General features: G+C 43.5%; 4 protein-coding genes and 1 pseudogene. All 5 read right to left on the reverse strand.

Annotation, left to right across the window (positions count from 1 at the left end; all coding sequences use genetic code 11):
• Positions 1 to 47 precede the first annotated feature (47 nt).
• The 5 genes and pseudogenes from DP114_RS33045 to DP114_RS33065 all read right to left on the reverse strand — a co-directional run bounded on the left by DP114_RS33045 (position 48) and on the right by DP114_RS33065 (position 12,982).
• Positions 48 to 1,112, reverse strand: a complete 1,065-nt coding sequence (locus tag DP114_RS33045; RefSeq protein WP_169264167.1) for a methyltransferase domain-containing protein — start codon at positions 1,110 to 1,112, stop codon at positions 48 to 50.
• Positions 1,113 to 1,343: 231 nt separating this feature from the next.
• Positions 1,344 to 5,981, reverse strand: a complete 4,638-nt coding sequence (locus DP114_RS33050) for a type I polyketide synthase (RefSeq protein WP_169264166.1) — start codon at positions 5,979 to 5,981, stop codon at positions 1,344 to 1,346.
• A gap of 25 nt (positions 5,982 to 6,006) precedes the next feature.
• Entirely contained in the window at positions 6,007 to 9,609 is a 3,603-nt protein-coding gene (locus DP114_RS33055) for a non-ribosomal peptide synthetase (protein ID WP_169264165.1), read from the reverse strand.
• 118 nt (positions 9,610 to 9,727) lie between these two features.
• A pseudogene (locus DP114_RS33060) lies at positions 9,728 to 9,982 on the reverse strand (FAD-dependent oxidoreductase); the annotation flags it as partial.
• A 156-nt stretch (positions 9,983 to 10,138) separates the two neighbouring features.
• Positions 10,139 to 12,982 (reverse strand): type I polyketide synthase, encoded by a 2,844-nt coding sequence (locus tag DP114_RS33065; RefSeq protein WP_169264163.1) that lies wholly within the window; start codon positions 12,980 to 12,982, stop codon positions 10,139 to 10,141.
• Between the last annotated feature and the right edge of the window lie 197 nt (positions 12,983 to 13,179).

The following is a 13,179-nucleotide window of genomic DNA, read 5'->3' on the forward strand; positions in this document are numbered from 1 at the left end:
TATTGTTTATGCGTTACTTTAAAAGCCTGAAGTTTCTCCGCTTGCAATCATACTTTTTTGAATCTGAATATCTTATAGAGCCAGCTTCTATTTTTGAAATTGGTGTAGGTTGTGGAACCAGGTAACCCCAAAAAATTACTTATTAGGATTTCAGGTGCATTTCCATAAGCTTGGCTACCTATGGTTGCCGCTTCATCGCAGGATAACAAGACATTAGCTGTAATATCTCTATCCTTTTCAATAACAAAACCTATCTCTTGTAAATCTGATAAATAATCATCTAATTTATCTACGGGAAAGAAATCTGTGTACAAAAAGTACCCTCCGAGTTTTAATACTCTATATACTTCTCTATAAAAAGCAAAGATATTAGGGTAAGCATTAGATGATTCAATATTAGTTACAATATCGAATTTGTGTTCTTCAAAAGGTAGTGTTTCTGCATCTCCCTGCATAAAATGAGCATGACTATGATTATAATTTGTTTGACAAAATGAAATAGCTGTTGTTGATAAATCAATTCCAAATATTTCTTTAACATGAAAAGATGTGGCAATAACATTAACTGTTCCACCTCTGCCACAACCCACATCTAAAATTGTACGATCTGTAAGGTCGCAATCTCCAATAAGTTCGAGTACTAATTTAATGCGATTTTTATTAGGAGTGTAATTTGGTAAATCAACCAATGCCTCTTGTGGAGAATCGTTGGCAACATAACCGTAGTTCAAAAAAGTTGCATAACTACCAACTGTTGAGTTAAGTTTTTGGGAAAAATAATTATAAAGCTTCTCCCAAAGTTCTTTAGCTTTATTGGAAGAAAGATTTGAACTATTGTAATTAAGAAAGGGAAATGAATCTATCTGTTCTTGGATTTCAGCAAGTTCTTGTTCGCTTAGGTCTTTACAAAGATTAGCTTGAAAAAGAAAATTATACTTATTTATAAATTCCAAAATCTCTGCTTTGCGCTCAGCTATCTGATTACGTAGGGTTGGCGTCAATATTCCCTTGGGACCATTACAGCAAAGGCGATCGCCATCAGCAGAGAGCTTTATATCTAAATCGCTGAGGTAGGACAAAAACTCTTGAATGGATTTCATCTGAGTATTCATATCTAACTCCTGCAAAAATTGGTGCAAATGCAAAATTTACTGAAAAAGCAAATTCCTACAAAACTAGACTTTTAATTGTGACAGAGTGACGAGAAAGCTAGGAAGCAGATTGAAACAGTGCTATATATCGCCTTCAAACCACCTGAAAAAATGATGACTTATGAAGTGATAGTTTGATGTAGAGTTTTTTGTTCCTCTAGATGACTGCTTCCTTCTTTTTCTGGGAGATGTTTATAGTACTATTTCTTCTCTGTCATTCAAATTGTCACTGGTGTAAGCTTGGAGTTGCTGAGCAGTTGTACGAATCGTTTCAATACACTGTGCCATGCCAGCCACGGTAGGTTCCTCAAATAACCTGCCCAAGGACATTCCTATCTGGAATACTTCGCGCACCTTGGTGACGATTTGGGTAGCCATTAAGGAATGTCCCCCCAATTCAAAGAAATTATCGTGAATTCCTATTAGTTCAACTCCAAGAAAATCCTGCCACATATTGACAAGCTTTTGCTCAGTTTCATTCTTGGGAGCGACATAGCCATTTGGTAAATTCGGTCTGGAATGAAGCGAAAATGAAGTAATTTTTTGGGAAGCTGGTTTTTCTCGTAAAAATTCCAGTTTGATCCATTGGTCAATCCTGGCTTGTAAATTTCCCGTTGAAACCACTACCTGAGGTTCAATATCCTTGGACAAGATCCTAGTAAATGCCTCTACACCTTCTTCTTTTGCGATCGCTAATTCAGTCGATACATCTCCCACAAACTTACCTTGCTTGTTATCTTGCTCTAGTTGCCAGCCATCCCAGTTGACGCTGAGCCAGGAGACAGGATTGGTCTGATTGTAATGGTGAACAAAAGCGTCCATAAACAGATTTGCTGCTGAATATGCAACATATCCTAATCCTCCTAAAACTGATGACAAAGAAGATAGCAACAAACAAAAATCAAGCTCTTTGTCCTGCAAAACCTTTTTCAACACCAAAAGTCCATATATTTTTGGTTGAAATTGCTGCTCACACTCAGTTTTAGTTATCTGTTCAATATCACAAAACGTTTTTTCTGTCACAACTCCTGCAGCATGGATTACACCGTTGATCTGACCAAACCGCTCTAGAGTCTGAGCAATTACTTCTCGCATTTGTTCAAGATTGACAGCATCGGCACTAGCTACCAAAACCTCAGCACCGAGTTCCTCAAGTTCTTGCACTTTGCGAATCTTGCGGCTCGTGCCATCGGTTTTACTGTGAGTACTCAACCACTCGCACCACCTATCTCGGTTGGGCAAACCTAAACGTCCTGTCAGAACTAGTTTGGCTCGTACAGTCTTTGCCAGATACTCAGCCAAAACAAGTCCAATGCTTCCGAGTCCACCCGTGATTAGATAGACTCCCCCTTCCCTTAATCGTGGAGTCGCTTCCTTTGCTTTATCCAAGTAGACTGGCTCAAAGGTTTGCACCCAGCGATGATTACCACGGTAGGCAATAAATCGCTCTGAGGAGGGGACTATGAGTTCCGTTATTAAGTAGTTTACGAGTTTCTCTTGCCAAATTCCTGCTGAAGGAAGAACAACATCAATGCTACGACAGGTAATATTCGGATATTCTTGGGGAATTACCTTCACTGGACCCAGTAAGGTCGCCTTTTCTGGACAGAGTATTTCTGTGGGGTTTATTTTCTGAAGATTATTAGAAACGACCGTGATTTGAAACTCATGCGTAAGATTTAGTTTTCCTAGTACTTTGGCGAGGAACAGTAGACTGTAGAATCCTTTGTCTTGAGCTTGGTCAAGAAGCAATTCCAGTTCTGATGCTGTATGACATTGGGGTGTGACATTCCATAGATGAACAATCTTTGTTGGTAGATTTTCCCGTGACTGTAGTTCATTGAGCAAAACCTCGTAGTCATCAGGTTGTTGAGGATTAAGAGTATACAGGCATTCGCTCAGCTTTGCAAACTCCGATCCAAGCTTCACGGTAATCACATCCTGGTTCTGTGTTCGGAGTTTTTTCTCCAATTGGGAGCCCAAGCCGCACTCATCGCTCAACACCAAAATGCAAGACTTTTGCTTTGCCAGTTCTTCCTGAAGCAACGATGGGGGTACTGATGGCTTCCAAAAAGGTAGGTAGAACCAGTCGCCGATATCTGGTTTTTTGCCCAGTAACGCCTGAGCCGTATGATTACCCTGCCCCTTTTGGGGCGGTTCAATCCAGTAACCTTGCCGCTCAAAGGGATAGGTAGGCAAGGGGAGACGATGACGCTGCTCGGAAGCATAAAATCTTGACCAATCCACCTGTACTCCATTGAGCCAGATCTGACCTAACGTCTGTAACAAGAATGCTACATCCGATTTCCTCTCTTGTGGATGGGGTACCGAAGTTAACACTATCTGTTCGGGTTTTTTATCAGGATGCTGTTTGGCTAATTTACTCAAAGTCCGACCCGGTCCCACCTCTAGCAGAATTTGAGAGGGTTCTTGTAATAACTCTTGCAAGCCTTGGGCAAACCGCACCGTTTGCCGTATATGAGAAGCCCAATAAGAAGGATCTGTTGCTTGTTCTGCGGTAATCCAAGTACCAGTGACGTTAGAAATGTAGGGGATTTGTGGGGGCTTAAGGCTGACTTGTGTCACCCGCTCAGTGAAGCGCTTCAAAATCGGCTCCATCATGTGAGAATGGAAGGCATGAGAAGTATGTAAACGTTGGCTGTCTATGCCTTGGGAAGCTAACTGGTTTTGTATTGCCTCTACAGTATCTGTCGTACCTGAAACGACACAGGAGGACGATCCGTTAATTGCTGCCAAAGACAGTGTCTGAGCCAAGAATGGTTGCACCTTTTCTTCAGACATAGGAACGGCGAGCATACTTCCTGATGGCAGTTCCTGCATTAGTTGACCCCGTGCCGTCACTAAAACTAAAGCATCTTCCAAAGAGAATACACCTGCAAGAGTGGCGGCTACATATTCACCGATGCTGTGACCAATCATTGCCACAGGTTGCACTCCCCAAGACATCCACAATTTAGCCAGGGCGTACTCAATCACAAACAGTGTTGGTTGGGTAATAGCAGTCTGCTGTAATTGCTGTGCCGCCTTTTCAACTTCTTCCTCTTTTGGGTACAGACAAGAGCGCAAATCTAATCCAAGGTAGGGCTTGAGTAATTCACAGCAGGAATCGCACTCTTGGCGAAATGTCGGTTCACTCTGGTAAATTTCCCGCGTCATATTTACATACTGGGCTCCTTGACCAGTAAACATGAACACAACGGGGCGATCACTTGATTCCTGAAACTGGGTGTAAACTCGCTGTTGAAACTCTTGTAGATATGCTTCGTCAGTAGTTGACGCTAAAGCTTTGACCGCATCCTCAATATCTTTGGCTATAACCATTCGGCGATGATTAAATGCCTGACGACCCACTTGCAGAGTATAAGCCACATCGGGAAGATTGATGTCTGGGTGCTGCCTTAAGTAATTGGCTAGGTTAGTTGTTGCCGTTTCTAAGGCTGAAGGGGTTTTGGCAGACAGCACCAGGAGTTGCTGGGATCGGGAACGATTGGAAGATGTTTCTAAAGCAGGAGCTTCCTCAAGAATTACATGAGCATTTGTGCCACCAAAGCCGAAGGAACTCACCCCAGCACGACGGGGAATGTTATTGACTTTCCACTCTGACAGTTTATTATTGACGTAAAACGGATTATTCTCAAAATCAATTTGAGAATTTGGTATCTCAAAGTTGAGGCTTGGTGGTATCAACTTGTGTTGAAGTGCCAAGACGGTTTTGATTAAGCCTGCGATCCCAGCCGCTGAATTCAAATGCCCAACATTGGTTTTTACTGAGCCGATTGCACAGTAGCCATTTTTATCCGTACCGCACCGAAACGCTTGTGTCATGGCTGCGATTTCAATCGGATCTCCCAAAGGAGTTCCGGTTCCGTGGGCTTCCATATAAGTGATGGTTTCTGGCTCCACTTCCGCCATAGCTTGAGCGGTGCGAATCACCCTCGCTTGACCATCTTGGCTGGGTGCTGTGTAGCCGATTTTCAAAGAACCATCATTATTGATAGCAGAGCCTTTGATGACTGCATAAATACGATCATTGTCTGCGATCGCATCCTTTAGCCTTTTTAGGACAACAACTCCAACTCCATTACCGCCAACTGTACCGTTTGCTTTAGCATCAAAGGCTCTGCAATGTCCATCAGGAGAAACAATAGCATCTGGTGAGAGGGTTAATTCATTTTGGGGAACTTTAATTGAAACTCCAGCAGCCAAAGCCATGTCGCATTCACCATTGAGCAAACTTTGACAAGCAAAGTGAACAGCAACTAATGAACTAGAACAGGCTGTTTGAACAGTGACACTAGGTCCCTTAAGATTCAATTTGTAGGATACACGTGTGGCAATGTAATCTTTATCAACACCAATTTCGGTTTGTAAGAATCCTCTGGATTCCATCAATTCCTGATTGGGATAAATGTTATAGAGTAAGTAAGTGCTTAGACTTACACTAGCGTAAACTCCTACGAGTTTTTCTTCTGTTTGGCAGTCATAGCCAGCATTTTCAAGAGCTTCCCAGGCACATTCTAAAAACAGGCGGTGTTGTGGGTCCATAGTTTCAGCTTCTTTGGGACTGAAGCCGAAAAATGAAGCATCAAACATTTCGACATCATCAAGGATAGCGCCAACTTTGATTATCTTATTGTTTTGACCAGACCCATTAGCAAGTATCCCTTGCTGTTCTAAATCAGAGAAAACCGTAATGAGCTCCTTTCCATTTTTGAGACACTCCCAAAATTCATCAATATTTTTTGCACCTGGAAAACGTCCGGACATTCCAACAATCGCTATTTCTAGACCATTCTGCTCAAAATTCATAATCTTTACGACCTTACATTCTGCATTAAAGATTAACAATCGTGTTATTGCGTCTTTTTGCCATTAACTGTTTTTGTCGATGACTCAATTCTTTTTGCTTCTGAGTTTGCTCATCCATTTGATGAGAAAAAGATTTTTCAATCTGATTGTGGCTCAAGTATTTTGCTAAAAAGCTAATAGTTGGATAGCGAAATATTTGCACAATGGGTATATCCATACCTAAAGCCTCTTTAACCTTGCTATGAACCTGCACAATGTGAACTGAAGTGGCACCTAGGTCAAAAAAGTTGCTCTGCATACCTATACTCTCTACCTGAAGCACATTTTTGACGATAGCTGCTAAGGTTCGCTCTACTTCACTTTGGGGCGGTAAATTGACCGTGTCAGACTCAGAATGCACAGGTTCCAGCTGAGGGAGCGCCCGACGATCTACTTTGCCATTTGCTGACAGTGGCAAAGTCGGGAGTGGTACATAAGCTGAAGGTATCATGTAATTGGGTAGTTTCTTTTGCAAGAAACTGTGTAACTCATCAGCAATCGAGGCAAATGTAGAACTTGCTTTAGGAGGTACTTGTTCGCTAACGCCTTGGTTAGTCATAACTCCCTCAGGTTGCTGGGGTTTATAGACATGAGCTATCGGGTTAGTGAAATCTAGCTCCAGAGACACCCATTCTGAGTCGGGAACAACATAGGCTACCAAATATTTCTTTTCTCGCTCTTTTCCTACTGCTGTTACGACTGCATATTTAACCGCAGAATGCTGTTCCAAAGCTTTTTCAATCTCGCCCAACTCGATGCGGTAGCCGCTAATTTTGACTTGGAGATCCTCTCGTCCTAAAAACTCAATATTACCATCGGGCAGATAACGACCTAAATCCCCAGTCTTGTATAAACGTTCACCTGTTTCAGGATGGATAATGAAGCTAGTGTTGGTCTTTTGTTCATCCCGCCAGTAACCTTGAGCCAGTCCGATCCCACCAATATAAACCTGTCCTGGTACCCATACTGGGCATGGCTCCATCTTTTCATTAAGAATTTGAAAATATTGATTGCACATTGGTTGACCATATGGAATACTCTTCCAGGCTAGGTCTACAGCTTCAATTGGATAAAGAATCGACCAAATAGAAGCTTCAGTGGCTCCTCCTAGGCTAATCACCTGTGCGTTTTTAAACAGTGCTTTTATCTGATTAGGTAAGTTTAGCGGTATCCAATCTCCACTCAGTAGCACTAATTGCAAACCGTTAAGCCACTCTTGGTGCTGATTTTTTTTACTATATTCTACCAGCATTTGCATTAAGGCAGGTACTGAATTCCAGACAGTCACTTTGTTTTGAGCCATCAAAGCAACCCAATGAGCTGGGTCTTTCGTGTGTTCAGCATCTGGAATGACGATAGTTCCTCCTGCAGCTAGTGTGCCGAAGATATCGTAGACCGACAGGTCAAAATTGAGAGAAGACAGGGCTAGCACTCGATCTGTAGGTTCAACGCCAAAACGCTGGTTAATGTCAACAATTGTGTTGACAGCACCCCGATGGTCAATCATTACCCCTTTAGGTGTTCCCGTAGAGCCTGAAGTAAAAATAACATAGGCTAAATCTTCTGGTTTCTGCACTGACTCTAAGGGACTATCGTCAACTCCCTGGATATCTTCATCATCAACACCTAGCCGCTGAATACCATTAGACCAAGTCAATTTCTCATTCAGCCAAGATTGCGTTAAAACGAGCTTTACTTCCCCCTGCTCTAAAAGATGCCACAGTCGCTCCTGAGGAAGTGCTGGGTCAATAGGTAAGTAAGCAGCACCGGAATAAAGGATTCCTAGCACAGCAACGACTTGCTCCCACCCCTTTTCCATGACAACCCCAACCAATGTGTTAGGATGGGCACCGAGTTGTCGCAGCCGATGTCCTACTTGATGAGCACGGCGGTACAATTCCAGGTAATTGAGAGTGCGTTTGGATGAGATGACAGCCGGTTGTTGCGATCGCTGTGGCACCTGTTCGGCAAATAAAGTGTGCAGCATATGAGATGTTACAGGTGCCTGGGTGGCGTTGATGGCAGTTCGCCGTTCTAGTTGTGCTTTTGGAATCAGTTGAAAGATTTTTTGCTGCCAACTTTCTTTGTGATTAGCTAATCTCTGAAGCAAACGATTGTAAGCATTGAGCATATCATCCAGAAGTCCCTCTGGAAACAGCCCTTCTACCGTAGCCCAGACATTAATCAGAGATCCTCCTTGCTCGTGTGCCTGATAATCTAACCAAACCTGGGGTGTCTGGGAAATACTGTAGACAACGGAGCCAAACTTGTTTAACCATTCAAATATTCCGTCACTGCTGGAGTTAAGGGCACTCGTAAATATCACAGGCATAACAGCCTCTCGCTCCCTACTTTGGAGACGAGACAGTTCTCGCAAAACTTGGACACCACTAACATGGCAGTGATCCATATCATCCCAAAGCTGCTTCTGTATGTGCTTTGCCCGCTCTGCAAAAGTATACTGCCCTGAATTGTCAACTGCCAACAGAATGAGAGACGTAAAGTCACCAGCAATATCGTTTATTTTAGGATGTAACGGCAGGCGATTAAAAAGTGTAAGATTAATGGTAAAGCGTAAATTCTTGCTCCAAGTAGCCAGGATTTCGGCATAGGCTGCCAGTAACACTCCAGATGGTGACAGCCCCATCTCAACTGCCCGATTCTTTAACTTTGACCAGGTTTCAGCTTCTAAGGTTGCTTTGTGACACTTGAATTTAGGCTGGTTTAGGACATTGGGATTGATAGCGAGACTCAGTTCGGGAGCAGGGGGAAGTGTTGCCACACGTTCTTTCCAGTAAGCTAGGGAACGCTGGTAGGCTTCTGATTTTCGGAAGGCATCGGTTGCTAAGATATAGTCTCTAAAAGAAAATTCTAAGGCTGGAAGAGAAAGCTCAGGATTCTTGTACAACTGCCACCACTCCCGGAAAATCATGGTTGCACTTGTGACATCCAGGTTTAAAAGCTCTATACTGATTAGAAGTCGGATACGTCGCTCATCTAAAAGGTAAGCTTGAACTTCAAACCAGGGCCACTGTTCTGGCTGAAATAGTTGGTGTGAGAGGCGATCGCGAGCTGCCTCTAGTCGTTGAGCAACTGTTTCTGGTTCCTGAGCGCGCAGGTCTTGGATTTCAATTTGATAGGGAGGAACTTGCTCTAGGATTTGCTGCTGGGCATCTGCTGTGACAACCGCACGCAACATATCATGACGACTGATAACCTTCTGCCAAGCAGAACTCAACCGATTTAAATCTAGTTCTTCACATTCAAGTTCTACATAGAAATGGTTTCCGACATTACCTAGCTCAAATGCTCCATTTCGACCAAGCCAGTAGGCTTGCTGAATTTCTGTCAGAGGAAAAGGAAGATGTCGCTGGTCAAGAGCAGGTACAATTGTGGGCAACGTTGAGCTACGCGTTTCCTTGTCATGAAAATGTAGCAGTGCCAACAGCTCTGATTTTTGCTGAGCCATCAAAGTGCGAAGTTCAGGCGTTAAGGTACCTTTAGGAGCACGGCAAATCAACTCCTGTCCATCTATCCACAACTGAACGCCCAATTGCCTAAGCTCTGTTAATAGTTCTGTTGCCTTCATAATTTATACTCATTCATAAATTTAATAGCGGGCTTCCCGATAACTTTGAGTCGTTCTGCTTCTAGACCATCTAAGCTCGACAAAATGGATTTTGTCGAGCTTAGCTCATGTCATAGATTGGAGCTTTTTCAGCAGATGTCCAGGCAGCACCGTATTTTTTGGGAAAACCTGCTTGTTCCATCTGGTCAAGAAATCCAATCTCTTTAAACACTCGTGTTGATGATGGAACTAGAGATTCTCCTACATGTGGGCGAGGAAAAATTTCGCTTTCAAAAATAACACATTTAAGACCTGCTTTAGCAAGGTAAGCAGCGGTTGCTGAACCCGCAGGTTCACCACCAATGATTCCGATATCAAAGTCTACTTCTGACATATTTAGTTCACAGTTGTTATTGTAAAGGTTTGTACCTATGAGATTGTGTACTGCACTTTTGGTGCAAGAAGCCTATTGCTGTGTAGAAATATCTGCAACTACCAGTCATGCAGCCAATCTATAGAAGCAGCTGAGGTTGTCCTACAAGATTAACCTTTATATTTTGAATTCTTCCCAAGTCTGATGAATAACTGCGTCACTGTTGTGCAGGAAATCACTGGTTTGTATGTCTTTGGTCACCCTAGTTATCTCGAGTTCCCGATCTGGGGTAAGAGCAGATGATGCCGTGTTAACCCCAGTTGTCAGCTGCTTCATTAGTACTTGCGCTACAATTTGGGGAATTCCATATCCTTCCAATAACTTAGTTATTGGTATGGTAACCCCAAGGTCAGCCTCTACTCGATGTTTCACCTCAAGAGCCGAGATAGAATCTAGTCCCAGTCTATTTAGAGGTAGCTGAATATCCAGCTCGTGGAGATCACATCCTAGCGCTGAAGCAACCTGTTTAATAAGGTAAGACTCTAACAAATGCTGGCGTTGACATGGCTCTACCCTCAGAATTGTCTCGCGGGTTGTACGTGTTGCTATATTTGAACTCCATGTTTCTTCCCTTAGTTTTTGACGCCCATTGGCAATTTCAGGGGCAGTACTTATTGTCTTAACATCGAGCCAATCAAGCCATAGTCGCTCGCGCTGCCAAGGATAAGTTGGTAGTTGAACACATCGGCATTCATCAGAATAGAGTGTCTCCCAATTTACTTTGCATCCTAAGGTGTAAAGGGCAGACAGAGACTTTAGCATAACTGTTCGTTCCTCTTCCCGTTGACGCAGAGATGCCAACACAGTTCCTTCTCTACCAATTTGGTGCAAGCACTTAAAAATTGATTCGGACAAAACAGGGTGTGGGGCGAGTTCTACAAACACATTGTAATCCTTCGTCACCATTTGCTCGAGAATTGCTGCACAGAAAAACGGTTCTTCGTCATTTGTTTTTTGTCCTTTGTCCTTGGTTTGTTTCGCGACGGACTTTAGATTGTTGACTAAAGACAACACAGCATCTTCTAGGCTCAGGGTTGCGACCAAGTAAGCCGCCGTTATTTCCCCCAAACCGTCACCAATAACAGCTTTTGGCACAATCCCCCAAGAACGCCATACAGCTGCTAAAGCTACCTGAAGAGCAAAAAGTTCTAGCTGAAAAGTCTCAGTTTGAGCCAAGGGGGAGCAAGACTCATTAGCGTCTGCTTCTTTCCACAAAGACCAGTTAGCGTGCTGGCGAAAAAGGCGATCGCACTCCTCCAAAGCCGTTTTGAAATGAATTTCTTCTCCTAAAAGCTTTTTTCTTAGAGTCCACCCTTGGGGGACTTGACTAGGAAGCACAAAGACAATCTTTGGTGAACTGTTTGACACCTTAGTTGCCAGGCATAATCCGGACGAAGCTTGTCCCTCCAAAAAAAACTCTAGTGACTTAGCTAAGGTCTGTCGAGAATTACCTGTAATTGCAAGGCGATACTCGTGGTGACTACGTCGTACACTGGCAGTATAACAAATGTCTTGCAAAGAAAGGGTATTAGACTCCTCAATAGTCAAGAAATCTTTAAAAGCACAAGCCAAATCCGCAAGCGCTTCTGGACTACGTGCTGACAGAGGTAGTAAGTGTACCTGTCCAGTTTCAAGTTGTTCTATAAGAGATAACTTGTTGTTGGACTGAGGAGAACCTTCTAATACCACATGGGCATTAATGCCTGTCATTGAGGTTACAGTCACCCCTGCTAAATGTGATCCTATCTTATTAGGCCACGGACCGAGTTTCTGTTGGGCTACTAAGCCGAGAGATTCCAGGCAAATGTCTGGGTGGGGCTGCTGTAGATGCAAAGTAGGTGGAATTTCCCGATGGTAAAGGGAAAGCGCCACTTTGATTAAGCTAGCAATGCCCGCAGCAGCTTCCAGATGACCAATATTGGTTTTGACCGATCCGACAATGCAATGGTGACTGCGTCCACACTGAGTACCTATTGTTGCTCCAACAACTTTCGCCTCAATGGGATCGCCTTTTGGAAGCCCCGTGCCATTCAGCTCAACATAATCTATGTCTGATAATTCGACACCAGATCGACGACAAGCGTCACGGATCACTGATTCCTGTGACGTAGGATTAGCTGCCATAATCCATTCATTATGGCCATTGTGATTAATCGCAGTCCCAAGGATAAGAGCATAAACTCTATCAGACCGGGTCACCTGAGAGAGGGGCTTTAGAACTACACTGCCAGCTCCTTCCCCGCGAACATAGCCATCAGCCCGTGCGTCAAGAGTTTTGCAACGTCCTTCAGGAGAGAGAGTTCCAGCTTTAGACAGCATGATACTAATGTCTGGCGACAACATGAGATTCACCCCACCCGCAATAGCCAACGTAGCTTCTCCTGTCCACAAGCTTTGACAGGCATAATGAACGGCAGCTAATGATGCAGCACAAGCTTGGGTGATAGTAATGCTTGGTCCTTTTAAGTCAAAGAAGTACGAGATCCGGTTAGCAGTAAAGGCAGGGTTATTTCCTGTAATAGTGTAGCTATCAAGCTTAGACCAATCTCTAGTTTGCAACCTGAGATAGTCGTTGGATGAAATTCCCTGGAAGACGCTAGTCCGGCTACCTGCTACTTTCTCTAGGGTAAGTCCGGCATCTTCCAGTGCTTCCCAAACAACCTCCAAAAGCAAGCGCTGCTGGGGATCGATATACTTTGCTTCACGGGGAGAGAGACGAAATGCACGCCAGTCAAACTTATCTACATCATCGATGAAACCACCCCATCGGCTTGACATTTTTCCAGACTTTGTTATGTCTGGGTCATAAAGCTGATTTACATCCCAGCGATTCTCAGGAACCTCACGAACAGCATCAATACCATCTCGTAACAGTTTCCAGAACGCTTGGAGATTCTTGGCACCAGGAAAACGACATCCAATCCCGATGATAGCGATAGGCTCTGGTTGCATCCCGTTCATAGCATCACCTGCACTTTCACCTTGGTAATCTATTATACAAAAATTAGAAATGACTCAATTTGCCCCCAACTCCTACTTCAAAACGAGCAGGGCTGTTTCATTCCCTCAAAGGCTCATAATGTCAAGGGTTAATGTTAGCGACCGCCCTTAATTTTCTGGATAAAAGTTAAATTGTCTGGATCTAAATATAGGTTTTC

Source organism: Brasilonema sennae CENA114 (assembly GCF_006968745.1).
GTDB lineage: Bacteria > Cyanobacteriota > Cyanobacteriia > Cyanobacteriales > Nostocaceae > Brasilonema > Brasilonema sennae.

What these genes read in the sequence shown, in the direction of transcription:
- DP114_RS33045 (WP_169264167.1), bottom strand. Translation starts at nt 1,112, where the DNA reads ATGAATACTCAGATGAAATCCATTCAAGAGTTTTTGTCCTACCTCAGC.
- DP114_RS33050 (WP_169264166.1), bottom strand. Translation starts at nt 5,981, where the DNA reads ATGAATTTTGAGCAGAATGGTCTAGAAATAGCGATTGTTGGAATGTCC.
- DP114_RS33055 (WP_169264165.1), bottom strand. Translation starts at nt 9,609, where the DNA reads ATGAAGGCAACAGAACTATTAACAGAGCTTAGGCAATTGGGCGTTCAG.
- DP114_RS33065 (WP_169264163.1), bottom strand. Translation starts at nt 12,982, where the DNA reads ATGAACGGGATGCAACCAGAGCCTATCGCTATCATCGGGATTGGATGT.